Genomic DNA, 26,811 nt, shown 5'->3' on the forward strand with positions numbered 1-26,811 from the left:
TTTGTTCTTAAATTATTTAAAAGAACATATTGATTTACTTACTTCGAATATTCTTTTAGAATCTTCGATAAAGGTCATAAAGCATGAAAATGGAAATATAGAAAAATTTTTCCACGAACTTATGAAAAAAATACGACCACATTTCCAGTATGATGGATGGTCTGTAATAGCGCGTGATGAAAGTAATGAACCAAGTTTTATAGCCTTATCGCACGTGTATGAAAGATTTGAAGTAGAGGAAATAAATGAAAAATTAAAACGGCTGGAAAATCCGATGTACATGAAAGTTATAAGAAAAGGAGAACTCATTCATGTTAAAAATCTGGAAAGGGAAAGAATATGGTTTCCTTATAAAAAAATAAGAGCGTGGACAGGTGTACCACTCTACATTAATAATCAGCTTTTTGGTGTTTTAAATTTTGATTTTTTTAGATATAAAAAGTTGAAATTGAAAGAAAGATTATTTCTGGAAAGTTTTGTAAAAAACTTTCGAAAGTACAGCATAGATTTTCATGTGCTTCGTGAAATAATTGAAGATTCAAGTAAAGATCCACTCACAGGGTTGAGAAACAGACAATATCTTGAGTCTTTGTGCAACCAGGAAAATGAAAAACTGACATTTGTATTCTGTGATTTGAACAAGTTTAAGCAAATAAATGATACGTATGGTCATCGAATAGGTGATGAAGTTTTAAAAATTATTGCAAGAAGAATACGTAATGTTTTAAAATCATCTGATGAAATTGTTCGTTATGGTGGAGATGAGTTTGTTATTGTTACAAAGACGGTAAATGAAAATGTAATAAGAGATCTTATAAATAGAGTAAAAAAAGCAGTTTCAGGGTATAAAATAAATATTGAGGGTCTTGAAATTTTTTTGAATATTTCCTGTGGTTATGCGATTTATCCAGATGACGGAGAGGATTTATGGGAAATTTTGCATGTTGCTGATTTAAGGATGTACGAGGACAAAGGTGAAATAAAATGATAAGTATCTTGTATAAACTTTTAAAGTTAGTTCCAAATTTAGGTGTTCATTCATTACAGGTAGCGTTTCTGGCGTCGGAAATTGCTAAAGAATTAGGACTTGACAGTTCATTTGCATTTAAAACAGGATATCTTCATGATATTGGTGTGCTCGCTCCACATCAGAGTGTGGTGTTAGATGACATAAATACAAGTTTTCTTATACATCACGATGTACCAAGCCTTAATGAAATGGTAAGGATTCACACTGTCGTTGGGAGTTTTATTTTTGGGCAATCGAATATTTTTTCAGATATTGCAGACATAGTTTTAAAACATCATGCACTCCCAAAGTTTTTAAATGAAAATTTAGAAGAAGATGTATATGCCAATATTATTTCTATTTCTGAAGAGATATCGAAATATCATTTTATAAATAAGGAAGTAGGATTTGAAGATATTTTTTATCCGCTTGTCTCTATTCAAAATCGATTTTTTAAAAATATATTTGACATAGCAATAGATCTTATAAAAAGGGAGTATATTCTCTGGACGCTTGAAGATATAAGAAAAGGAATAGTGAGAAATGAACTAATCATTTCCGAAGAATCTGGAGGGTTAAATAATGAGCAACTAATTGAAATAGGAGTAATCGCATCGTTTATAGTTGATGCCAAAAGCCGTTTTACAAAGGAGCATTCCTGGCGTGTTGCAAAAGTTGCTTCACGAATGGCTGAAATAGCAAAATTAGATGAAAAAAATTTTTTTATAGCTGGACTTTTTCATGATATAGGAAAAATTACCACACCTATTGGAATTCTTGAAAAAAAAGGAAAACTTACACGTGAAGAAATGGAAATTATGAAAAAACATGTGTATTATAGTTATCTTATACTTTTAGATTATTCACAGCACCCCTGGTTTTGGCCAGCAGTTCGTCATCAAGAAAGGCTTAATGGCAAAGGGTATCCGTGGAAACTTACAAAAGAAGAAATGACATTGGAAGATGAGATTATGCAAACAGCAGATTATTTTTCTGCCTTCCTTGAAGAAAGACCTTATCGAGAAGCATTTACCATGGAAAAGGCGTTTGAAATGGTTGTTAAAGCCTCTGAGAAAGGGTTGTTATCTAAAGAAAGTGTAGAAATATTAAATGAAACATTAAAAACAAAAGAAGATTTTAGCTCGCTCGAATATGTAACAGAATTTCAAAAGAATATTAATTTATTTGTTCAGGGACTTATTCATTAGCTATTTGATTTTTTGAAAAAAATCATTTCAAGGATTACACCTTTACCTCTTTCCGAGAGAACCACCATTTTATCTGAATATCTTTTTATATTAGGTAATCCCATTCCTGCACCAAAACCAAGCTCTCGAACATGATCAGGAGCAGTTGAATAGCCTTCTTTCATAGCAAGTTCTAAATTCTCAATTCCTCTTCCTTTGTCTTCAACCCGGACAACAATTGAATCGTCTTTGAGAAAGCAAAAGATTTCACCAGTACTTCCGCTATGAATTACAACATTAGCTTCAGCTTCGTATACACTAATTGCTATTCTTCTTATTAATTGTTCATCTATATTGTTGTTCTTCAGGAACTTCTTTAGTTGAGCTGCGCCAATTCCTATTGAATTTACATCGTAATAATCAATAAGAAAATAGAAATTTGCTCCAGATTTGTCGATATTTTGCCCGGTTATTAAAGATTTATCAAAATCTTTTTCAAGTGCTTCTCTGCGTCTTTCATCGTGCAAATATAACAAACCTAACTTTAACGCAACAGCTTTTAAAATATCATTTTTTGTTATAATTCCAACTAACTTTCCATTGGAATCTATTACCGGAAAGCGGCCGTATCCATATTTCTCAAAATATTTCATAACATCACTTAACGTTTCGTTGACATCTATTGTAATGACCCGTCTACTCATATGATCTTCGACTTTTTCATTTAGCCTTCGAGCCTCTATACACTTTATGATATCTTCAATACTGATAATTCCAATAACTTTTTTATCGCCATTAACAACAGGTAGCCCGGAAATTCTTTTGAGTCTTAAAATTTCTCTGACCTGTGCTATTGATCTGTTTGGAAGTACATAAATCACATCCTGGTTCATAAATTCTGACACTTTCATGTGTGCAAATATCTTTTGAACTTTTTCTAAAACGTCCATAAATTCCTCCCTATGTATACAAAAGTAGATTTTATTTCACTTTAGTTATTAAACACTAACCCCTCCTGTTTCCACCATTATACATTTTCCTGCAATATATTCTATCTCATAATCTTTCAAAAATTTTTCAATTTCTTCAGAAAATGCCCCTGGTTGATACCATAATCTTTTAAATCCAGACTTAATCGCTAATTTTGTATTTTCAAGTCCTATATGAGGTGGCACAATAAAAACCAATAGATCAGTATCTTTTGGTAAATTCTCAATTGTCTTAATAACTTTTAATCCTTCTACTTCATCGTATTTTGGAGTAACAGGAATAACTTCAAATCCTTTCTTTAATAAATCTCTCAAAACAATATTTCCAAATTTTTCTCTGTTTATTGTGGCACCAACAATTGCTATTTTTTTAATCTTTTTTAAATCCACATCCAGCACCTCCTTATTTCCATAAACACATAAATTATATCATTTTCTGGTAATTATTTCTGTAACATTTGGTAAGGTCTACATCTTTTTTGTTTTTATTTTCTTTTACTAACTCTCGCCAATACTCGCTAACTCTTGCTAATTATAAGATTCCTCGCCTTCACGCTCCTCGGAATGACACTGGTGGGGGAATTCCTCGCTTTCTTGTTCTTCGGAATGACAACCCATTTCTCAGTCATTCTGATTTTCCTTTTTGTCATTCTGAAAAGCGTGAAGGCGAAGGATCTTATTCCTTATTGTTATTCCGAGCAAAACGAGGGGGATGTCATCCCGAGGAATGTAATGACGAGGGGGATGTCATCCTGAGGAACGTCAGCGACGAAGGATCTTGTTTTTTCTAACTCTCGCCAATCTCGCTAATCTTGCTAACCTCGCCAATCTCGTCAACCCTCACCAAACACAAGATTCCTCACCCTTTGGGTTCGGAATGACACAGGGGGAGAATCTCTCGCTAACACTCGCTAACCTTGCCAATTTATGGTATAATCTTGGATGGTTAATTAAATGGTTAATTAAAGAGAAATAGGACTTTAGGAGGTAGTTTACATGAGAAGATTTTTTCTTTTTATATTGATAATGTTATCTTTTTTTGTGTTTGCTTACAAACTGAGGGTTGGCGATGTTATTTCAATAGAGGTTTTTAATCAGCCGCAGCTTAGCAGGACTGTAAAAGTCTCGCTTGATGGTACCATCCCATATCCATTTGCGGGTAATATATATGTTGAAGGTAAAACTCCAGAAGAAGTTGCAAAACTCCTTGAACCATATGCACAAAAAATTGTGAGGGATGCTTTTATAAATGTGTGGGTAGAACAATACGCTCCAATGTATGTTTATATTCAAGGAGCTATTAACAAAGTTGCTGATATTTCTCAAACTCCTGGAATAACTCTTACAAAATTACTTGCTCAGCTTGGTGTAGGTCCATCTAATTCTGGTGATTCTGAATCTAATGTAGATCTCTTCGATGCTATTGATTTTGGAAATGTTGTTATAAACCGTAATGGAAACATAACAAAATTAAATCTCTGGCCGTTTTTCTATCAGGGGGATTTTTCAAAAGACGTAGAGTTAAAAGAAAATGATATAATATTTCTTCCGCCTATGACTGTTGATAAAAATATACAGGTTAACGGTGTTTATACATACACTGCAAATTACCAGGAAGGTTTGACGCTGAGCGTTCTTTTAAGTTATATTGGACCACTTGATAAAGAAATTGCCGAACTTGAAAATGCAAAATTGTTTATTAACAACAAAATGCTTTCTATAAATTTAGAAAAAGTTATAAGCGGCGAAGAGGATTACAATTTAAAGCCAGGGGCAAGGCTCTATATTCCTAAAAGGCGTGAAAAATATGCCTATATAATAGGTCTGGTTAACAACCCTGGGTATAAAACTTTTTCATCAGATGAACCTATAACTCTTAAGTTATTACTGGCAAAAGCTGGTGGAATTCAAAAAAATATGGAAGAATGGGTAAAAGATATAAAAGTTACGCAAAACGGGCAGGAAAAGATATATTCAAACACCATTCTTTTTGAGGATAATACTGTTCCACTTAAACGTGGTGCAATTGTAGAAGTTGTATCTTATCAGAAGTTTAGAGTTTATGTGACAGGGGACATAGCAAAAGGGATTATTGAATTTTTACCAAAGGAGCCACGTACGTTTAAAACACTTATTTCGAAAATTGGTGGTATATCAACGGAGCAAATGAAATGGATAAAAAGTATAAAAATAATAAGAGATTCAACTGATATAACTGTAGACCTTTCAAAATTTGATGAAGTAGATTATCAGCTATTGGATGGAGATACTGTTGAAATAAAAAAATATCCAGAATTTTATGTTTATATTCAGGGATTTTCAAATAGAAAAGGGAAAATAATATTTGAGCCAGATGAGAAACATAGTTTAAAAATTTTGCTTTCAAAAGTGGGCCTTCCAGATGAGGAAATTGAAAATGAGGGAATAGCGCTTATAAATAACAATGTAAGAATTCCTGTAAAAGAGGTACTTTACGGAAATAAGGATTATTTACTTTCAAAGGCGGACATTGTTCAAATACTTTACGAACCTTTCAGTGTTACAGTAATTGGACCAGCAAAAAATGGAAAGATAAAAATAAGCTATAAGGATCCAAGAACTCTTGGATATCTTATAAAAAGTCTTGGTATTTCTAAACCGGAATTAATTGAAAGTGTTTTACTTGTGAGAAAAGGAAGTACAAAGAAATATGGTATACAGGATCTGATTTCAGGAAAAGTGAATGAAACACTTATGAAAAATGACACTGTGATTATAAAATCAGCGGTAACAAGAGCAGTTTATCTCACAGGTGACGTGGCAAAATACATAAGGTTTGAGTATGACGAGCCTATATCTCTCCAGCGAATACTTGCAAAATCCGGAATTAATGATTACAGGAAAATAGAAAAAATAACGCTTAACGGTAAAGTAATACCATATGACACAGATGTAGACATAGAAAACGGTAGCGTATTAAATATTTCGTTAAAGCGCCCAATAAATGTAACGGTTATGGGCTATGTTAAAAACACGGGTAATGTCAAATTTGATTATTACGAAACGGCTGATCTTAAGAATTTGTTTGGAAAATTGGGAGGACTTATATTAGATAAAACAAGTTATTACACTTCTGAAAAAGTGTACGTATTTAGAAAAGATAAAACATATGAATTTGATGCTGAAAAAGTTTACAAAGGCGAAATTAATTTTGACCTTCAGGATAACGACTTTGTTTACGTTACTCAGCGTGAGCCAAATTATGTTTACGTTTTTGGGGAAGGTATTCAGAATCGTGTAGTACGTTTTAATTATGGAGAAACATTTGATATGAAAACACTTATTGGGAAAATAGGAGGTATTCCAGAAGGAATTAGTAAAGAAATAATGATATTAAACGGTAGTACAGAAACGATTTATACATGGGATGAGAGGAAAAACATACAACTTGAAAGAGGAAGCGTAGTTGTATTTAATAAAGATTATAAGAATTATGTTTACGTTATAGACGCCTCTGGTAAACCACAATCAATATACCTTGATAGGAAAGAAACCACGTTATATGATGTTCTTACAAGGATAAATGTTAACAAATCGTATAAAAAAGTTATGATTAGAAGTTCAGGAAATGTTCAGGAAATAGATGTGACAGACTTTTCAAAAACTCTTGGGATAGTTGTAAAACCTGGCGATGTTATTACTGTATTGAACATTCCACAGAATTATGCGTACGTACTTGGTGAAGTAAACAGACCAGGGCTTGTTGAAATTAACGAAGGAACAACTGTTTTAGAAGCTATTCTCAAAGCTGGTGCATTTACAACGAAAGCCATACCTTCCAGTATATACCTTTACAGAGGAGGACCTCAGGGTACACCTATAAAAATAAATCTTTCTGGTGCTCTTTCAGGTAAAGTTGTGAAGGACAATCCAATTGTTGAAACAGGTGATGTTATATTTGTACCAAATGATCCATTTAAAACGGCGTTAGAGTGGGTTCCAACGATAACTGCTTTAATAAATCTCTACAACAATATTAGTGGATTGTTCAAGTAATAATTCAGGAGGAATGATATGAAAGCTATAATTCTTGCTGGTGGGGTTGGTGAAAGATTCTGGCCACTTTCAACAGATTCACTTCCCAAGCAATTTTTAAAGTTGTTTGGGAAAAAGAGTTTGATTCGAGAGACATTTGAAAGGCTTGCTTACAGATTAAAACCGAAGGATATTTATGTTGTAACAAATGCCAGATATATTAACAAAACAAAAGAAGAGTTACCGGAAATACCGTCAGGAAATATCCTGGGAGAACCTGAGAAGAAAAATACAGCACCTGCATGCGTGCTTGGTACTTTGTGTGTAGAAGATGATAATGAAATAATATTTATTGTTCCAGCTGATCATTACATTCCAGATGTTGAAACGTTCTGGGAAAAGGTTGATAGAGCATCTGTTTTTCTGGAAAAAAATGAGGGAATAGTTACATTTGGAATATTTCCCACAAGACCGGAAACAGGTTATGGATACATTGAAGTAGAAAGTAAATATGTGAAAAATGAAAAATCTAACGTGGTACCAGTTAGAAAATTCAAAGAAAAACCTGACTTTGAAACAGCGAAAAAATACCTTGAAAAAGGAAATTATTTCTGGAATAGTGGAATGTTTATGTGGAAAAAGAAATATTTTATTGATCAGATGAAAAAACATTCACCAGAAGTTATTGAACCTTTTGAAGGTAATAAAAATATTGAGGAAATATATAAGAGGGTGCCTTCTATCAGTATCGATTATGCTTTGATGGAAAAAGCTGACAGAATATACACTATTCCTTCAAATTTTGTCTGGTCAGACGTTGGAAACTGGTTATCTTTGAAGGAGTTAAAAGTTAAAAGTAGTGATTCTGTAGTGGCGTTGGATTGTGAAAATGTATTTGTAAAATCAACAAAGCCTGTTGTTGTCATAGGAATGAAAAATATTGTTGTTGTGGAATCTGAGCATGGAATATTGGTATCTACAGATGAAGGTGTACAGAAAATAAGGGAAGCGGTGAAAAAGATGAAGGAAATTTAAAATGAAGTTGATTATAGTCTTTTATAATTTTAATATGCTTTTACCCTTTTCTATAATATCATTATATTTTCTAAAAAGTGAAAAATCAATAGAAGATCTTTTTTCCCCATGAAAGTCTGTGGCTATAAAATCAACTAAATCTCTTTTTAAAAAATAATTGCTTCCGTTAAGTGCTTCTAAATTAACCTGGAAATAAACATTCATATGCTTTAATCTGTCCACTAATAAACCATTTCCTTCAAGCCATTTATATCTTTCCACGTGAGCGAGTATTATTTCATAACCTTCCAGTTGAAGATCAAAAAGTTTATCAAGTAAGTAGACAGGGTAAATATCAGTAGGTAGTTCAACGAGTAAAAAATAATCCTTTATTGGTATAAATTCTTTTACATCTGGAGTCAAATATATCTCGCTTCCCAAAAAACTTTTAATTCCAAATTCTTCACAATGGATTTTTATCTTTTCATAATTCTCTTTAATCTTTGCTACGTTGGTTTTTACTGACGGATGATTAAGATGCGGGGTAAAGAAAACAGTAGTTATACCATTTTTCTTAAAAGTCTCTAAAAACTTTATACTTTCATCGAAATTTTTAACCCCGTCATCTACCCCCGGTAAGAGATGATTATGAATATCGAACAAATATATCCCTCCTTTCTGATTTTATTTTACACTATTGTTATTGTTCTTTTTTCCTTCTTTTTCTTTTTTTCTCTCCGTCATGATAATAATAGTAATAATAATAGTTTCCTGAATTCTTTTCATTTATGTCGTTAATGATAATTCCCAATAGCTTACTCCCTGAAGTTAAGATATTTTCAAGAGCAATCTTTAAAGAATGTTTAAGAGTTTTACCAGCTCTAACGACCAGGACAAGTCCATCAGTATGTCTTGTTACTATCAAAGCGTCTGCTGCTGCAAGTATTGGTGGTAGATCAACTATTATTTTATCATATTCATCTTTTAATATATTCATCATTTCTACAAATTTATTAGAAGTAAGCAGTGCAGTTGGGTTTGGAGGTAATGGACCAACCGGTATAACATCAAGATTTTCAATGTATTTTTGTTTAATTCTTTCAAGTGGAATATCTTTTAAAATATAGTTGACAACTCCTATGTTAAATCTTTCAAGACCTAACGCCTTTTCCATACGTGGTCTTCTCATATCCATGTCCATTAATAATGTTTTAAAGCCATTCTGAGCGTACGATATAGCAAGGTTTACAGCGTTTAATGTTTTTCCTTCTCCAGGACCAGAACTTGTGATCGATATTACATTTGGTGGAGGGGTTTCTGAGAATGATATATTTGTGGAAGTTAATTTTATAGATTCTGCAGCAGGTGAGATAGGAGAATTTAAAACAACTAATTCAGGAGTTTTAAGGTCACTTTTTATTTCAAATGTTGGAATCCTTCCAAGGATAGTTTGATTTCTTGAAATTCTTTTAATTTCATCTTCATCTCTAACACTTTTATCAAGATACTCTACAATAAAAGCCATGAGAATTCCGAGAAAAATTCCAAGAACACCGCCTATAGCAGCGGTAAGTTTTTTGTTTGGTTTAATAGGTTCTTTGGGAACTATTGCTTTATCTATAAGTTTTGCAGTTCCTATAACCCCGGCTTCTGCTATACGGGTCTCTTCAAGTTTTTCCAGCAGTAGTGTATAAAGATTTTCTTTAACCTTTAAATCTCTTGATAATTCTAACAACTTTTGCTCTAAAAGAGGGAGCCTTGATAATTTTTCCTGGTAACTATCCCTGAGTTTTTTTAAAGAGAGTATAGTAGCATTTAAAACTTCCTGTTGAGATTGTGTAGTTATGAGTTGCATGTATAAATCCTGGTATGTTGGATTCAGAGTTTTTATCTGGGAAGATACAACTTGAGCTACCTGTTCTTTTAACAATTTTTCAGTTTCAGCTATTTTTTCTTTTATTTCAAGCACTTTTGGATCAGTTTCCGAATAACTGTGAAGAAGTCCCGATAACTCAACTTTGTACTCAACCAATTTTGATTTTAATTGTTCTACTATAGGATTTGATGAAATAGTTTCTGAAGAAATGATTTTCATATCCACCTTTTTTAACAGCTCGTTAAGTGCGTTTATCTTTGCGCTATTTTCCTGAATTTGAAGATTATAAGAATTTATCTGCCCATCATATTCAAGTAAAAATTGGAGAATATATTTTGCTTCCTCATCAAGAAGAAAAACTCTGTTATCCTCTTTAAATTTTCTTATTCGTTCTTCTGCATCTTTTAGTTCTTTTTCTACCTTAGGAATTTGTTCTTCAATGAATTTTCGTCTAATAGTAAACTCATTTTTCGATAACGTTCTTAAAAGCTCATTGTAAGCTTCTGCAAGTTTATTAGCTATATTCTTTGCCAGTACTGGATCATCACTCTGGACAGAGATTCTTACAATATTTGTGTCTTTTACAGGAGAAACATCTATCATTTCGTCAAGTATTTTTATTATCGAATGGACATCTAAGTTTTCAACATCTTTTGGATCCTTTAGGGTATTTTTAAAATATTCCAATAAATTTAAATCTTTTACTATTTTTTCCAGGTTTGTTCGACTTTTTATAAGCTCAATTTCCGTTGAAATTTCAGAACTTCCACCATAAGGTAATTGAGCTGAAAATAATCCACCTATAGAACTTCCTTGAGAAGACTCAATTTTTAATGTAACTTCCGCTTCATAAATAGGAGTGGCCAAAAATAAGTATAATATAGTAAGACTAACAGTAGCTGCAAATGTTAGAAACATCCACCAGAAACGCTTTCTAAATATATGAAATATATCTTCCAGAGTAAGTTCATTTTCATAAATTTCTGGTTCCACTTTTATACCCCCATCTCGTTTTTTAAGTTAAGAAAATCATAGTAATTTTACCAGAAAAAAGGCTTGTAATCAAGCTTTGTGAAACAGCGTTTTTTCTTTTCATCAATCTTACCAAGCCTCGCCAACCTCGCCAGTTATAAGATTCCTCGTCGCATGCGCTCCTCGGAATGACAATCCTTTCTCCTGTCATTCCGAGCGGAGCGAGGAATCTTATTTTTTTACTAATCCTCGCCAACCTCGCTAATTATAAGATTCCTCACCCTTCGGGTTCGGAATGACAAAGAAAGAAAAGGTCATCCCGAGGAATGTAATGACGAGGGATCTTATTTTTTACCAACCTCGTCAATCTTGCCAACCTCGCCAGTTACAAGATTCCTCGTCGCATGCGCTCCTCGGAATGACATGGGGAAGAGCCAACTCTCGCTAACCCTCGCTAATCTCATCTACCATCGATTTTAAATAATCAAAAGCTTTCTGCCAGAAATTTTCGTTGCCAAGGTCTATTCCGACTTTTTTAAGAAGTCTTTCTGGTTTGTCTTTTCCACCACTTTCCAAAAGTTCAATATACTTTGGAACGAACCTTTTTCCCTCTTCAAGATACTTCTGGTAAATTGCTATTGCAATACAATTTGCAAAATTATATGCATAAACATAAAAGGGTGTATGATATAAATGTGGAATAGTGGCCCATTCAAAATGGTATTCAGGTGGTATTTCGACACTATTTCCGAACATAACTTTCAACTCTTTTTTATAAAATTCGGAAAGTTCTTCCCACGTTGCAAAACCGTTTTTTGAAATATTTTCATGGGCTTGAATTTCAAAGCGTGCAAACATATTTTGTCGGAACATTGTGGCAAATGTTTCTTCTATTGTTGAAGCAATAAGAGAAATTTTTTCTTTACCGGTCAATTGTGATTTAAGTTTGTCGAATACTAAAAATTCACCGAAAACTGAGGCGAGCTCTGCCATAGTTAATGGAGTATGATAATTCAACAATGTTTGTTTCGCAGAAAGTGTTCCATGTAATCCATGACCAAGTTCATGTGCAAGTGTCATTACATCACTTATATTTCCATTAAAATTCATAAGTATAAAAGGTTTAATTTTGGGGGTGTAATAAGAACAAAAAGCACCACCAGCTTTACCGTGAACTATGTCAGAATGAATTCTATTTTCATCAAAAAAGCTTTTAATAATTTTTCCAGCCTGCTCGTTAAACTCATAATAAGCCTCTATCACTATTTCTTTTGCATCATCAAAGCTATATTTTTTAACATCATTAGTTATTGGAGCATAAATATCTGCTAAAGTTAATTTTTCTTCCATCTTTTTTGCTTTCCATTTGTAATATTTGTGAACAATTTCAGTATTTTCAGTGGTTACTTCAATTAGTTTATTTACACTTTCATCTGTTACGCTATTGGCGAGGTTTCTCATTGAAATTGGTTTAGGAAATTTTCTAAGTCGAGCTTCTGTGTCATAGTCTTTTACAACGATATTATAAAGACCATTCAGAGGAATTTTATCCTCTTCATATTTTTTAAATAACAGTCTCATAGCTTCTTTTCTGAGCTTTCCATCTGGGGATTTTCTAAGAGCTCTCATTTGACTATCGTTTAGAACCTTTTTTTCTCCATCTATCTCTATTTCAAATGTATAAGATGAAACTATTTTCTCATACAGTTCAGCTAAAGCGTCTCTTCTTGATATACTTGTAGCTGCTAAAATTTGTTCAGCATCTTTTGACAGAATATGTTTTTTCTCGTCTTTAATTTTTTCGAAAAAATAAGAATATTGTGGAATTTCTTCAGATAACTTTGTTAATTTTTCATCGGAAAGTTTTGCAACAGCACTTTTCAACGATGCCATTACTTCTTCCATTTGAGAAAAGTATTGATGCGATATGTTTAAAAGCTTTTGTGCTTCAGGATTTTGAGTATTTTCAGAAAAATACAGTCCTGCAAATTGTACAACTTTTAAGGTTCTTTCTAAAATCTTTTCTTGATTTCTCAGGAAATTTTCGAACTCTTCTGCAAGGATCCGTTCGTTTAATCTGTTTTCATACTTTTCAGCAAGTTCTCTCATATTTTCGAGATTCCTTTTTAACTCTTCCAATATTTCTGGGTCCTTCGCATTTTTGTAAAAAACACCAAGATCCCATTTCATGATTTTATCCCCCCTACTATTAATGCAATTTTAATGCTATAATTAAATCATATCATATTTAAACTTGCATTTAAAGGGGTGTAAAACGTGTTTAAATTAAGAAAATTTGATTTAAAAAACGAAGAAAAATATTCACCAAAAGAGGAAATAGTTAATGCCATAACACATGGAATAGGTGCTCTTTTAAGCCTGGTAGCTATAGTTCTTTTAGTGGTGTTTTCAAGTATTGAAGGAAATGTCTGGAAAATTGTTAGCACTTCAATATACGGTTTTTCATTGTTTGTTCTTTATCTTTTTTCCACGCTGTACCATTCAATAACGCACAAAAAAGTTAAAAATATTTTCGAAATATTTGACCATGCCAGTATCTTCATATTAATTGCTGGAACATATACACCTTTTACCCTGGTAACTTTGAGAGGAACTATTGGATGGATTCTATTTGGAATTGTCTGGACACTGGCAATTTTAGGTATAGTATTTAAAGTCTTTTTTGTTAAACAATTGCGTATAACTTCCACATTGCTTTACATTTTAATGGGATGGCTGGTTGTTTTTGCTATGAAACCGCTTGTTTCTAATTTGCCAGAAAAAGGAGTTTATTGGCTTGTTATTGGTGGAATTTTCTATACAATTGGAACAATATTTTACATATGGAGAAAAATACCATATCACCATGCAATATGGCATGTTATTGTGTTACTCGGTAGCATTTCGCATTTTTTTGCTGTGTTTTTTTACGTTTGAAAAAACTGCTATACCAACACTCGCTAAATCAAGATTCCTCACCCTTCGGGTTCGGAATGACAAAAAAAGAGTGTCATCCCGAGGAACGAAGTGACGAGGGATCTTATTCCTATTGTCATTCCGAGTGAAGCGAGGAATCTTGTTTTTTTACTAACCTCGCTAACTCTCGCTAATCTCGCTAACTCTTGCCAATCTCGCCAACACTTGCTAATTTGCCAATATTATTGTTTCACCATATTCTCTGGGGTTAATAAAAGCAGGTCTTTAATTTTAAATAACTCTTTTTTAAAACCGGATTTTGAAAAAATTATGTATCTCTTTTTTCTATTTCCACTTTTTACATAACTACTTCTTACTACAAGTTTATTATATTCTTCTATACCTACTTTTTTATTTGTCCATTTACATTCACCAAACACTATATTTTCCATGTCATATGCAACAAGGTCAATATCAAAAGATTTATTTTTCTCCCCAGGTATTTTCCCCCATGTTTTTCCAATTCTTTCTGGTATAAATCCTAAAAATTCTGATTTTTCCATTAGAAATTTTGTACAAATTTGTTCAAATTTCAATCCAAAATACTGTGGAAGTGCTTTCCAGACAATTTCAAATGCTTTTTCGGGAGTAAATTCTATTGTAGATAAATTTTTTCTAATAAAGGTAAAATAGAAATCAAAAAAGAAGTCATTTATTTTGTATTTTTTCATTCTTTTTTTCTGAGACAATAGGGGTTCTTCACCCTTTACAATTCCATACTCTTCTTTGAGCTCTTTTAAAAAACGTGGTAAAGATGTTTTTTCAACCTTTGAAATATCAGAAATTTCAGAAATACTTTTTGGTGCCCCTGCAAGTGCTTCCAATATTGAAAAATAACTTCTATGCTCGCTACCAAATTCCAGCGCCAAAATATTTTCTCCTTCGTTTTTCAGTGGCGCATAATCTTTCAAAAACAGTTCAAAAATGAGATTATCTAAAGATTTTTTTTCCTTAAAAAATAAAAGATAATTTGGAATCCCTCCAACTATTGAATAAATTTCAAATGCTTCTTCGGATGAATAACCAAACTCTATCAGCATCTTTATTGACTCGTTCAATGAAAACTCCTGAAGATTCATTAAATAATCTTTCCTGCCAAAAAGTGGCATCTTGCTGTCGTAAAATATCTTTTTCATAAGTCCCACATACGAACCTAAAACAATTAATTTGGTATTATAATTTCTAAATTTTATTTCGTCCCATGCTTTTTGAAGCGAATAAAGAATAGAAGGAGACACTTTATAAAAATTTTGAAATTCATCAAATATAACATATTCAAACTTTTCAAAGAGTTCCATAAACAAGTCATACCAATCTTTAAAAACAGCTTTTGAAAAAGATAGACTTATTTTTTCAAGCAAATTATTCTGGTTCAAAACCTCTACGAAATAATAGAAAACATTTTCTTCGTTTTCGAAAGCCTTTCTTACCAAAGTAGTTTTTCCTATTCTTCTTCGACCGTAGATAACAACAAAAATATTTTCATTCTTTCTTGATTTGATTTCATTCAAAAAACTTAATTCTTTTTTTCGATTGTAAAACTTCATAATATCTCCCCCTGATTATATATGATGTATAACATAATGTTATCCATAATAATGTTAGCAAACATATTATAATTTGTCAATCTGAAAAGTACCAGTGACGAAGGCTCTTTTCTTTTTTGTCATCCTGAGTGCAGCGAAGGATCTTATTTTACTAACCTCGCTAATCTTGCCAATCTTGCTAATTACAAGATTCCTCACCCTTCGGGTTCGGAATGACAAAAAAAGAAAGTCATCCCGAGGAACGAAGTGACGAGGGATCTTATTCCTATTGTCATTCCGAGCGAAGCGAGGAATCTTGTTTTTTTACTAACCTCGCTAACCCTCGCCAACTCTCGCCAATCTCGCTATTATCTTTTGCCACTATTGACATTTTATCAATAGTGATATATAATTAGTATTGAAGGAATGCGAATATAGATAGGAGGTAAAAAAATGCCGGGAGGTTTTGGAAGAGGAGGAAGAAGAGGATTTGGTCAGGGTGGGGTTTTAGCAGCAATGCTTTTGCTTCTTTTAAAAGAAAAACCAGGTCATGGTTACGAAATCATCCAGCGGCTTAACGAACTCAACTTTTACAGATTTCAACATGATCCAGGAGTTATATATCGTATGTTAAGAAAAATGGAAATGAATGGCTTTATAACTTATTCTCTTCAAGAAGGAGAAGGTCCAATAAGAAAAGTTTATAGAATAACATCAATAGGGGAGATGTTTTTAAAAGAAATGGCAAAAGAGATAAAAGAACTTTCAAAACTATTTAGCAAATTTTTGGAAGAATATGAAAGGTTAAGTAAAAATAAGGAGGCGGAAAAATGAGAGGTTACGGGAGAGGCTTTGGTAGATGTTTCGGATTTGGTAGAAACTGGGGAGCAGGGTATGGTAGAGCTTATGGTTATGCTCCAACACCGGAAGAGGAAAAATATTTTATTGAAAATGAGAGGGATATGCTTTTGGATTACCGAGATTATCTGAAAAGTGAACTGGATTTCGTTGAAGAAAGATTAAACATGTTAAATAGATACCTTCAAGAAGGAGGTGAGTGATATGCCAGGATTTGATGGTACAGGCCCATTGGGAACTGGTCCAATAGGCTGGGGTAGAGGTTATTGCGGTGCAGCGCCAAAAAGGAGTTTAAGATTGTTTAATCTACATGCTCCGGGATACGGTGTTGGCAGAGGTTATGGATTTGGTGGAGGATTCGGTAGAGGATTTGGCAGAGGAAGGTTTTTTGGTTGGAATAGAGGTTATGGATTTGGTAGAGGATTTTTTGGCTGGAGCAGAGGATTTGGAGGATTTAACAGACGCGGTAGATGGTGATAATTTTACCCACACACTAATTTGGTGTGTGGGTTTTTAGTAGCAAGAAAGATATTAAGAAAGGAGCGAAAAAAATGATTATCGCGATACCTGTTGTTGAAAATAAAGGTAAAGATTCGAGAATTTCTGAACATTTTGGTCATGCTCCATTTTTTGCTTTTGTTGAAATAGAGAATGGAAGTGTAAAAGAAATATTAGTAGAGCGAAATCCTTATGAGGAACATGAACCTGGAGCCATACCGGAATATATTTCCAGTAAAAAAGTTTCAGTTTTAATAGTAAGGGGAATTGGAGCACGCGCTGTAGAATTTTTGAAACGCTTTGAAATAAATGTTATAAGAGGAGCAAGTGGAACAGTGGAAGAAGTGATCAATTCCTATTTAAAAGGTATATTGAAAGACACTGATTATAGAGTAAAAGAAAAATTTCATAGTCATTGATTGGCGAAATTAACGAGGTTGGCGAGGTTAGTAAAAAAACAAGATTCCTCGCTTTACTCGGAATGACAATAGGAATAAGATCCCTCGTCACTTCGTTCCTCGGGATGACAAGAGAGGAATATTCCTCGGGATGATAAAAAAGGAGAACGCCATTCCTGGGAGCGGGGAGGCGAGGAATTCCCCCTCCGTGCCATTCCGAGGAGCGCACGCGACGAGGAATCCATCGCCCATGTCATTCCGAACCCGAAGGGTGAGGAATCTTATATTTAGCGAGAGTTAGCGAGGTTGGTAAAATAAGATCCTTCGCCTTCCCACTCCTCAGGATGACATCCCCCTCACATGTGTTCTTCCTTTTTTTTATTTTAAAAGACGTACATTTTCATATATTTCAAAGCTATTACATATATCTGCGAAGTAACAACTTTGATGATAATTTATGCACTTCTTTTCTTTATTTTCACCGCTCTCTGCAAGATTTTTTTCACTTATTCTGGCAGCGTATGTTAGAAATCTATTTAATTTTTTTTCAACAGCAATTGGAACAAAGTATCCTGAAGAAATATTTTCAATAACAAATTCAAGCCAGTTCAGAAAGAACTTATACGGTAGAACAAAATAGCTTTTAGATTTACCTGCTCCTGGTATTATTAACTCTTCTATTGTTCCATTCTCAGTTTCAGTTACCTGATGTTTTATGAAAAAGCTTTTTTTGTTATTTTTTCTTTCAATACCGAAAAATATCAGAAACGAGTCATAACTATTTTCATTCGAAAAACCACCTTTTCTTACAACAAGATCATATATTAAAAGTTGCTCTGCTATTATCCTGCTTAAAGAATTCTTGTAATCTATTAATGCGTACGCCTTTTTATTTGATTTGGTAAGCGCCTTGCTTATTTCTTTTGCATTTTTTCCTTCGAAAATCATAAAATTTTCTCCTATCTCATCTATTCTATCTATTCTTACTTCAAAGTTATACTGTTTTTTGTTTAATGCTATGCTTTTTCTATATTTTGCTTCTGTTTTTAAAGTTTTCTTTTTGTGGAGGCTATATTTTCCTGCTATTTGCACGTAACCTTTTTCAGATAAATGCTCTTTTAAAAAGCTATATAGGTTATCTGTAAATTCTTCAATTAAAAGGTTCTTTGGAATGGAATACCTGCTCATTTCGTCAATAAATATTTCTTCATATTCTTTTTCAACAATTTTTCTTATTTTATTCTCATTTATTTCTGTTTCATGCGTAAAAGTATTTTCTCTAAATAGTTTTTCAAGAACTCTATGATATAAAATTCCTTTGTAAAGATAATACTTTTCTTCAAAAAGCGGTTTAACATTAGCAATTACTTTTAAATAGAATAAGAAAGGGCAATCTACAAAATCTGAAATTTTACTGTGACTGAGCAGGGTATTTTCATCAAAATTACCAATCCAGTTTGAAATATTTGTTGTGAGACGTCGGGAGTGATTTTTTATTAAGTGTTCGAATATTTCTTTATCCTGCAAAGAATAGATATTTTGTGCATCGGGTAATATACCATTTAATTGATAAAATTCTCCTTCTTTCTTAAAAAATTCTTTTATATATTGAGAAATTAGCAAAGGCTCACCTGTCAATGTTGAAAGTGGAGCGGAAACGATAATATTTTCTGCAAAGGAAAAGGATAAAATAATATTTCTGCGTTCTAATGTTTCATTGAATTTTTTGATTTGCTTTGGATCTTTTGTTGCCTGTAGGATTAATGGATTAACATTGAGCGAGGGATAATAACCATCTGTAAAATGGATAAAAAACTTGTATTTCTTTTTAACAAACCTTGCTGTTTGAATATCTAAAATCTCAACCGCATTTGAATATCTGTTGGTAGTTTTGAAAGTTTCGATATTTACAATATTAGTCAGTATTTTATACATTGTTTCCCATTTTACCCTTTGATTTTTAAAAAGTTGCCCTGTATTGTTTTCAACTTTCTCAATCACTTCAACAAATTTTCCAAGGGCGTTAAGCTCTTTTACAAGACTGTCTTCTTTTAAATATTCTTTGTAGACGCTATTTTTGAAAAGTTCAAGCTGTGAAACCTGATTTTTGATAAATTTTTTAAACCACGTAATGAAATCCTTTTTTTTCAAATTGTTTTGTATATCAAAAAGCATTTTAAATGTTTTTTCAACAATATACCTGAAATGTGTGTATTCTTCTATTTTCTTTTGACGATCCTCGTACGTATCATCATCTATTACTTTAGAAAGTTCTTCTATCTTCCTGTTAATAGGTTTGATGTAATATTCATTTATTTTAGTCCAATTTTTGTAATCAGATGGTTTAAGGTCAAGAGCGTAAAATCCAAATTCCTTAAACAGTTTTTCAATTTGATCCATTGTAATAACTCTATCTTTTATAAAGGGGGATTCAATTATTGCAAGCAAATCTTCTGTATCATATCCTCCGTAAATTGTTTTCAAAGGCTGTAGAAGCATTTTGACAATTTTACTGTCTGAAAGCTTTATAATTCCAGCTAAACGATAGGGAACAAGCATCTCTTTGAATTCTTCGGCAATCTGCAGCATAATTTGAGATGTGGGAGCAATTACGGCAATATCGCCAGGTGCTGCTTTTTCTTCTATTAGAAGTTTTTTAATTTCTCCAGAGATAAGTTTGATTTCTGCAGTTGGATCTTTGTAATAATATACCTTTATACCTTTAACTATGTCTATTAACTTCCTTTTTGAGCGAGTTTTAACATTTTCAAATTCAAAACCATTTTCTTCTAAAAAAGAATATATTTTGTCAATTTCCTCAAAAGCGCGATCTTCAACTTTATCCCATACATAAAAATAAACATTTTCACTTAGTTCAAACATCTTTTTTAACACGTCTTTCAATAAAGGAGTTAAATCAAAAAAGCCACTTATAATTAAGTTTTCTTTCTTTTTTTCAACATAGTGTGCATTTTCAATATACCATTTATAAACAGTTATTGGGTCGTAAAGTTTTGTGCTGCTTTTAAAAATATCATTTATTTCATCAAGAAGCTCGTTAACAAGGCGGGAGAGAAAGTTTTCCTGTAATAGGATCTCCTGAATTTCCTGGTATTGGTATGATAAATTATCCTCGGTGGAATTTTTTAATTCCCAGGCCTTTTCAAATATTTCAAGGATGTAGTCTATCACTCCACTTGAACGGGAGACGACTTTTAAAAAGTCATAATAATCATCGCGTTTTTTTTCGTATCTTTTTATAAGTTCTTCTATTTCACCTGCAATAAAAACTTTAAAAAATTCTCGATCAAGTACTATTGCATCGAAATTATTTCTTACCAGTGTTTCAGTAACATATTGATTTATAACCCTGAAGGCATCTCTGTTTAATGTTTTATTGATTTTCCGCGCTATTTTATCAGCTATTTGTCTTACATAAAAGCCTGTTGGGCCTATAAAAAGAGAAGAAAAAGGCTTGGGTATGTAAATATCGGTGATTCTACTGGCTATTTCATCAAAATGATTCTTGCTCAGCTCTATTACTATAGCTTTTTTCACTGTTCCACCTTCTCTGAAAGTTTCAATAATTCAAATATTGTATTTTCAAAACTATCTTCTGGGGGCATTATTTTTATTGTTTCACCTGTTCTTGTACTAATTATGTATCCTTCTTTTACCTTCCCGAAATCTTTTAAAAGATACATATAGAATTTTAACTGGAAATCATATTTTTGAAGTTGCTTTGCTTTTCCTTTTCCAGGAAACTCGGAATGCTTAAAATCGACGACAATGAAATCGCCGTTAATTTTAAAAACTTTATCCGGTATTCCAAACAACATATAATCTTTGCCTTCGTAATTTACATGTTTTACAAGTCTCCACTCAGAGAAAATTTCCTCACTTGTTTCAAAAAGTTTTGCCAGGATTTGATTTTCTGAAAGTTTAATTTTTAGTATGCCTATTTCTTCAAGATATTTAAGCTGTGAAAGTTTATTAACAGATGCCAGTTTTTTGTGGATATCACTGCCTTCAAATGTTTCTTCTAAAAACAACTTCTGGAAATTTAACATATAGTCAGGTTCTTCCAGAAATTCCGTTGATAACTCTTTTTCTTTGATTTCTTTAAAAGGAAGAAAATTGTAAATACTTGTTGGTGATATGTACATTCTGTAAGCTTTTTTTCTAAAATCGCTTAGATTTTCAGGGGGAATTTTTTCAGAAAATATAGTTTCAGCAGGAATATTTTCAGAATTGATCTTGATATCTTCTGGATTTACATTTATAACACCATAACTGGATAATTCTTTAATATTAGCGAAATAAGACTTTGGTGGTTCTCCTGGATCTTTTGCAAACAATATAGGGATGAACATTTCAGAAGCTCTGGTTATAGCTACATACAGCTTTCGCCTTGCTTCAGTGGCGTCATAAACATCGTTTATGTAAAATTCCTTAAGCGCTTCCTGAAACTTTTCTTGCTTTTCTGCTGGAAAATCATCTTTAAATTCGTTTATGAATTTTTTGAGTACATAATATCTTTTTCCACTACTATCTGGATGGGTAAATTGCAGATTTTCCTTATTCGTTGACCTGCGTTTTTCGCTAAACAAATCACCTAACAGGACTATTTTAAACTCCAAACCCTTTGAAGCATGGATGGACATTAATTTTACACTGTCGGATGTTTCATCTTCAAGAGAAGCTTCCGCTTCTACACTTTCATTTAAACGCTTTATAAGTCTAACAAGCTCTGAAAAAGAAGACGCTATTTGATCAAAATTCGATGCTTCTAAAAGAAGTTTTTTCACGTTTAAAATCGCATTTTTGTAATCCTTGAAATATGTAAGTTTTTCAAAATAATTCAAATCCTTAATAAGTCCTTTCAACACCTCTGTTGGACGTATATAATATTTTAATTCTGCATATTTTTCCAGTATTTTTAAAGCCTTCTGGATATTTTCATTTAATTCACCACTTATTTGTTTGGCAACCTGAAATAAATAATCTTTTTTATCTTTTTTTGAAGACACAATTTTATCGTAAGATTTAAAATCCCCCATTACTAATGGAGAAAAGAAAAACTGTGTAAAATAGAAATTATTATTCGGATTTTGAACGGCGTATAACGCGCTTAACACAGCTTTTATTTCAAGTCTGTTGTAAAAATTTTTTCCGCCCACAATGTAAAGAGGAATCCCGTGATTTCTAAATACTTCTTGATAAACTTCTTCCACGTTTGCTATTCTTGAACGTAAAATTGCAAAATCTCCATATTTTATTGTTGTAACTTCGTATTCAATTTTTTCTCCTGATCTTTTTTTCATTTTCAATTCTTTTCCAACCAGAGAATTTATAACAAAAGCAGCAGCTTCTGCTTCAGCTTTTATCCTCTTTTCTTTATTTAGCTTCTCCTGGTTTATTAGTATATATTTTATTCTGCTACCTTTTTCCTGAAAAATACCCGGGATTTTGTCTTTTTCGCAGATTAATTTTGCATTTGAATTGTCCAATTTTTCACTAAACCACAGTTTTTCGTATAAAGAAGGTTCGATAGTTTTAAATACTTCATAAAAAAATACATCATCATTATTTTCCGATGTAATAATATTTTTATTGAAAAGAGTTTCGCGGGAAATTGTGTTGAAAAACGAAACTAATTCGGGATGGGATCTGTAATTATCTTTTAAAGCGAGAACTTTGTAATTTTTACCTTCTTTTTCTTTCTGTTCAAATTCCTGCTGTGTTCTTATAAAAACAGAAACATCAGCTCCACGGAACCTGTAAATCGACTGTTTTCTATCTCCAACGTAAAATATATAATTATTATCGCTGTGTAATTTATCAAAAAGCTCCTTTTGCAAATAATTTGTGTCCTGAAATTCGTCAACTATAATGTATTTATAGCGATTTTTGTATTTTTCGTTAATTTCATCATCGTCGAAAATTTCTATGGTCTTTTCAAGAATAGCTTTAAAGTCAAACTCGAAATTATCTATGGTATTTCCCTCGTATATTTCTTTTGCTATTAAAACCATTATTCTAAAAGCCTTTAAAGCTTCAGAAGCGTCTTTTGCTATGTCTTCAATAGCGCTGCTTATTGTGGCCATTTTAATTTCGGTTCTCCAGTTGACAAGTGTTTCCCGGAGTAATTCTTCTATTATTCCAACACTTTTCATTCGTTCAAACAACACTTTAATACCATTTTTATAGAGCAAAAGTTCATCGAGAAGTTCTTTTACTTTTTGTCTTCGATAAGAAGATAGTCTTGTTGTTACTTCCACATTTCCATTGTCATAAATTTCAAAAGTATACTTTAGTGTCAAATAAACAGCCTTGTCTATCAACTTAGCGGCTTTTACATCGCTTATTATCGTAAAATTGGGATCTATTCCCACTTTTAAATTTTCTTCCCTTAATATTCTCTGACAAAAACTATCTATAGTAGAAATAATGGCCCGGGACATCGCTGTTTGAACATTTCTCCAGTACTTGACATTGCCGGATCTTTTGTCTATTTTTTCTTTAATACTTTTTGTTATTCTCTCCTTCATTTCCCCTGCTGCTTTCCTGGTAAAAGTAACCGCAACTATCTCATCAACTATTTCTGGATAATTCTTTTTCTCGTAAAATTCCAGTATAGAAATATAATACTGAGTAATAGTGTAAGTTTTACCAGTGCCTGCAGAAGCTGAAATAAAATAATTCATATTGGGATTTTTTCGTATAATAGACAATACATCCTGTCCTTCCACCATCTCACCTCAAAAACATATTAAAAAGTCAACATAATTATACTATCTTTTCCCATCCACCGCCAACTCTCGCTATTTTTTGTCATCCTCTCCCCTTTTTCCTGTCATCCCGAACGGATGTGAGGGATCGTCTCCTTTTGAAAGTCAATCAAGATTCCTCGTCGCATCCGCTCCTCGGAATGACATAAAAAAAGAGTGTCATTCCGAACGAATGTGAGGGATCTTGTTTCTATTGTCATTCCGAGCAAAGCGAGGAATCTTATCTTTTACCAATCTTGCTAATCTTGCCAACCCTCGCTACTTTTTCTGTCATCCCGAGGAACGAAGTGACGAGGGATCTTTCTTTTTTGCCATCCTGAGGAGCGTAGCGACGAAGGATCTTATTCTTTACGGTCATTCCGAGCGAAGCGAGGAATCTTATTTTTTTACCAACCTCGCCAATCTCGCCAACCTTGCTAATTATAAGATTCCTCGTCGCCGACGCTCCTCGGAATGACATAAAAAAAGAGTGTCATCCCGAACGAATGTGAGGGATCTTGTTTTTTATCAACTATATTTTTAAGTAACTATATTTCAAAATGAAGGTTTTGATATGTTAGAATGAAACTATGGATAAAAAATATTTTCTTTACATTCTTACAAATTGGAATAACAAAGTTATGTATATAGGAATAACAAATAATCTTCAAAGAAGAGTTTCTGTAAAAGTCAAGATAAAAATGCATAAAAAAGGGAAAATAATAATGGACAAAAAAAGTATTATTGCTTAGAAGAATTAGAGAAAAATTCGAGTTTTTCCTTTAATCTATATGATTCACCTTTAATTGAAATTACGTGGGAATGATGCAGTAGTCTATCCAGGATTGCTTGAGCCAGGACAGGGGATCCAAATATTTCACTCCACTCTGAAAACGGTGTATTGGTTGTTATTATCGTTGAATGTTTTTCATATCTTTTTGAGATTAACTGGAAGAATATATTTGCACCATCTTTATCTATTGGTAAATATCCTATTTCATCTATTATTAATACTTTGTATTTTGCAAAATGTTTTAGTCTTACTTCTAATCTATTTTCTTTTAAAGCCTTTTTCAATTGAGCTATTAATTCTTGAAAATGTATAAAATATGTTGAGTATCTATGTTTTGCACATTCAATTCCCAATGAAACAGCAAGATGCGTTTTACCAACTCCTGGAGTACCTACAAATAATATATTTTCATTATTTTCCACAAATCTTAAGCTTTTTAAATCTAAGATTTGTTGTTTATTTATTCCAGGTTGAAAATCAAAGTCAAAATCTTCTATTCCTTTCAAAAAAGGAAAATTAGCAACTTTTACCATTGAAGCAATAGCTCTTTTTCTCTTTGCTTTTAACTCTAATTCACTTAATTCATATAATGCTTCTACTATGCTTTTTTCTTCATTATTTATAAGGGTTATATATTTATCCAGATTATTTTTCATATTTACCAGATTCAATTCTTCCAGATTGTTTTGTAATTTTATATAAACATTCATACATTTCCCTCCTGCAAGAATTTATCCAGATTTTTTAAATTATTCTCACATACTTCTTTTAATTCTTCGCCGCTTTTTATATGCTTTCTCATTAATGCCATATAATGGTTATTAAGATAATTAATTTTTTTACCTGTTATTTCGTGTACTGCTATTAACTCTGTGATATAATACACATAGATGTAGTTCTCATTGATTTTTAAATTAACTATTTTTCCTATGTATTCTGGTGGAACGGAGTATTTATTCCCTTTGTAGTATATCAATGAATCTTTTTGGACTTTAACTTTGACAGAATAATCTACATATGATTCAATGATATGTCTTTTTGGTAGTGGGAATAAATACTCCTTTTCTTTTTGAAACAACAACAGTGGTGGAACATTAGTTGCTTGATTTATTCGTGTGTTGACTTTTTTATTTATCCTTCTGATTATATCCTTTAATTCTTCCTCACTTTCAAAAGCGTAATTATATGCTAATAACCAATTTAAAAATTTATTTGCTGATTCTACTTTCCCTTTGGTATATGAGTGCTTTGGCTTACATAATTTAATTTTAAACCCAAAATCTTTCGCAAAAGCTTTCATCTTGTTGTTTATTTTTCTACCGTTTTCGGTAATATCTACAACAGATTTCATATTGTCGAATAGTATTTCTTGAGGAACACCACCTGTAGCTTTAAATGCGTTGATTAAACATTCAAAAATATCTTGTTGTGTTTTGCTTTGTCTGTATTCAAAGTAACAGTATCTTGAATATCCCAATTTGTAATTAAATACATTTACTACAAATTCTTCACCACTTTTTGAATGTAATCTCATATTTTCTTTCCAATCCACTTGAGCTTGAATACCAGGTAAAGTTTCAAACCTCGGATGTCCTTTAGAATTCTTCTCAGCTCTCAACCCCTTCCTTTTTACATATTTCCTAAAGTTCGAATATGTTCCAATTACATCTCCTTCTTCATCTCTCAATCTTTCATATGCCGCTCTAATTGTAATTCCTTTAATTGACATTAACATCGCTATTTTTTCAAAATATTTATCCAGCTTACTGGGTTTGTTTCTAGTTTTAGGCTTTCCCTGATAACCTTCCCAATACTTCTTTACAGTTCTTCTATCTATCCCATATATCCTTGCTAGTTCAGAAAAGTTAGGTTTCAAATTCATCCCCCTTAACATTTGCAAATGTTGTTTGATTTTCTCCATCTTTGGTATC

General features: G+C 32.4%; 20 protein-coding genes. 10 read left to right on the plus strand and 10 right to left on the minus strand.

From position 1 onward, the window contains the following. The first annotated feature begins 1 nt into the window (after nt 1). Together JYK00_RS02660 and JYK00_RS02665 are read left to right on the plus strand one after the other, a co-directional pair. Nucleotides 2-988, plus strand: a complete 987-nt coding sequence (locus JYK00_RS02660) for a sensor domain-containing diguanylate cyclase (RefSeq protein WP_228288192.1) — start codon at nt 2-4, stop codon at nt 986-988. Further along, the gene (locus tag JYK00_RS02665; RefSeq protein ID WP_207567163.1) at nt 985-2,217 is read left to right on the plus strand and encodes an HD-GYP domain-containing protein; all 1,233 of its coding nucleotides are present in this window, start codon (nt 985-987) and stop codon (nt 2,215-2,217) included. Before JYK00_RS02660 ends, JYK00_RS02665 begins: the two co-directional genes overlap by 4 nt. Here the strand turns inward: JYK00_RS02665 and JYK00_RS02670 are convergent. Then, nucleotides 2,214-3,146 carry a CBS domain-containing protein gene (locus tag JYK00_RS02670; protein ID WP_207567164.1) on the minus strand — a complete coding sequence of 311 codons (933 nt, stop codon included), beginning with the start codon at nt 3,144-3,146 and terminating at the stop codon, nt 2,214-2,216. The two genes, JYK00_RS02665 and JYK00_RS02670, sit on opposite strands and share 4 nt — an antisense overlap. Before the next feature lie 48 nt (nt 3,147-3,194). After that, complete coding sequence (locus JYK00_RS02675; RefSeq protein ID WP_207567165.1) at nt 3,195-3,575, minus strand: CoA-binding protein; 381 nt, start codon at nt 3,573-3,575, stop codon at nt 3,195-3,197. A 606-nt stretch (nt 3,576-4,181) separates the two neighbouring features. Between JYK00_RS02675 and JYK00_RS02680 the strand changes: the two genes are divergently transcribed. Continuing rightward, nucleotides 4,182-7,220, plus strand: a complete 3,039-nt coding sequence (locus JYK00_RS02680; protein ID WP_207567166.1) for an SLBB domain-containing protein — start codon at nt 4,182-4,184, stop codon at nt 7,218-7,220. Between the two features lie 18 nt (nt 7,221-7,238). Then, nucleotides 7,239-8,234: a mannose-1-phosphate guanylyltransferase gene (locus JYK00_RS02685; RefSeq protein WP_207567167.1), complete on the plus strand. Its 996-nt coding sequence runs from the start codon at nt 7,239-7,241 to the stop codon at nt 8,232-8,234. A 21-nt stretch (nt 8,235-8,255) separates the two neighbouring features. On the opposite strand, the gene JYK00_RS02690 is transcribed toward JYK00_RS02685, so the two are convergent. From JYK00_RS02690 to JYK00_RS02700, 3 genes are all read right to left on the minus strand, one after another. After that, nucleotides 8,256-8,876 (minus strand): CpsB/CapC family capsule biosynthesis tyrosine phosphatase, encoded by a 621-nt coding sequence (locus JYK00_RS02690; protein ID WP_207567168.1) that lies wholly within the window; start codon nt 8,874-8,876, stop codon nt 8,256-8,258. A 37-nt stretch (nt 8,877-8,913) separates the two neighbouring features. After that, nucleotides 8,914-11,082, minus strand: coding sequence for a GumC family protein (locus tag JYK00_RS02695; RefSeq protein ID WP_207567169.1), 2,169 nt, complete (start codon nt 11,080-11,082; stop codon nt 8,914-8,916). Nucleotides 11,083-11,505: 423 nt separating this feature from the next. Next, nucleotides 11,506-13,251: a M3 family oligoendopeptidase gene (locus JYK00_RS02700; protein ID WP_207567170.1), complete on the minus strand. Its 1,746-nt coding sequence runs from the start codon at nt 13,249-13,251 to the stop codon at nt 11,506-11,508. An 87-nt stretch (nt 13,252-13,338) separates the two neighbouring features. Here JYK00_RS02700 and trhA point away from each other — a divergent pair, with 87 nt between their 5' ends. Continuing rightward, nucleotides 13,339-13,998 carry a PAQR family membrane homeostasis protein TrhA gene (gene trhA / locus JYK00_RS02705; RefSeq protein ID WP_207567171.1) on the plus strand — a complete coding sequence of 220 codons (660 nt, stop codon included), beginning with the start codon at nt 13,339-13,341 and terminating at the stop codon, nt 13,996-13,998. A 221-nt stretch (nt 13,999-14,219) separates the two neighbouring features. On the opposite strand, the gene JYK00_RS02710 is transcribed toward trhA, so the two are convergent. After that, nucleotides 14,220-15,584, minus strand: coding sequence for an ATP-binding protein (locus tag JYK00_RS02710; protein WP_207567172.1), 1,365 nt, complete (start codon nt 15,582-15,584; stop codon nt 14,220-14,222). A 432-nt stretch (nt 15,585-16,016) separates the two neighbouring features. On the opposite strand from JYK00_RS02710, the gene JYK00_RS02715 reads away from it, so the two are divergent. The 4 genes from JYK00_RS02715 (at nt 16,017) to JYK00_RS02730 (ending at nt 17,338) form a co-directional block, all read left to right on the plus strand. Next, a complete protein-coding gene (locus tag JYK00_RS02715; protein WP_207567173.1) occupies nt 16,017-16,397 on the plus strand; it encodes a PadR family transcriptional regulator in 381 nt (126 codons plus the stop codon). Then, nucleotides 16,394-16,624, plus strand: coding sequence for a DUF5320 domain-containing protein (locus JYK00_RS02720; RefSeq protein WP_207567174.1), 231 nt, complete (start codon nt 16,394-16,396; stop codon nt 16,622-16,624). The genes JYK00_RS02715 and JYK00_RS02720 overlap by 4 nt, the downstream gene beginning before the upstream one ends. A gap of 1 nt (nt 16,625) precedes the next feature. Next, nucleotides 16,626-16,898, plus strand: a complete 273-nt coding sequence (locus tag JYK00_RS02725; protein WP_207567175.1) for a DUF5320 family protein — start codon at nt 16,626-16,628, stop codon at nt 16,896-16,898. 74 nt (nt 16,899-16,972) lie between these two features. Then, entirely contained in the window at nt 16,973-17,338 is a 366-nt protein-coding gene (locus JYK00_RS02730) for a NifB/NifX family molybdenum-iron cluster-binding protein (RefSeq protein WP_207567176.1), read from the plus strand. A 357-nt stretch (nt 17,339-17,695) separates the two neighbouring features. Here the strand turns inward: JYK00_RS02730 and JYK00_RS02735 are convergent, their stop codons facing one another. Further along, complete coding sequence (locus JYK00_RS02735; RefSeq protein ID WP_207567177.1) at nt 17,696-20,875, minus strand: PD-(D/E)XK nuclease family protein; 3,180 nt, start codon at nt 20,873-20,875, stop codon at nt 17,696-17,698. Then, nucleotides 20,872-24,069 carry a UvrD-helicase domain-containing protein gene (locus tag JYK00_RS02740; RefSeq protein WP_228288193.1) on the minus strand — a complete coding sequence of 1,066 codons (3,198 nt, stop codon included), beginning with the start codon at nt 24,067-24,069 and terminating at the stop codon, nt 20,872-20,874. Before JYK00_RS02740 ends, JYK00_RS02735 begins: the two co-directional genes overlap by 4 nt. 608 nt (nt 24,070-24,677) lie before the next feature. Between JYK00_RS02740 and JYK00_RS02745 the strand changes: the two genes are divergently transcribed. After that, nucleotides 24,678-24,839 (plus strand): GIY-YIG nuclease family protein, encoded by a 162-nt coding sequence (locus JYK00_RS02745; protein ID WP_207567179.1) that lies wholly within the window; start codon nt 24,678-24,680, stop codon nt 24,837-24,839. Here the strand turns inward: JYK00_RS02745 and istB are convergent. Next, nucleotides 24,829-25,590 (minus strand): IS21-like element helper ATPase IstB, encoded by a 762-nt coding sequence (istB, locus tag JYK00_RS02750; RefSeq protein WP_207566088.1) that lies wholly within the window; start codon nt 25,588-25,590, stop codon nt 24,829-24,831. The two genes, JYK00_RS02745 and istB, sit on opposite strands and share 11 nt — an antisense overlap. Beyond that, complete coding sequence (gene istA, locus JYK00_RS02755; RefSeq protein ID WP_207566283.1) at nt 25,587-26,801, minus strand: IS21 family transposase; 1,215 nt, start codon at nt 26,799-26,801, stop codon at nt 25,587-25,589. Before istA ends, istB begins: the two co-directional genes overlap by 4 nt. Nucleotides 26,802-26,811: the final 10 nt, after the last annotated feature.

It is taken from the genome of Thermosipho ferrireducens, assembly GCF_017358165.1.
In the GTDB taxonomy this organism is placed as follows: Bacteria; Thermotogota; Thermotogae; order Thermotogales; family Fervidobacteriaceae; genus Thermosipho_B; species Thermosipho_B ferrireducens.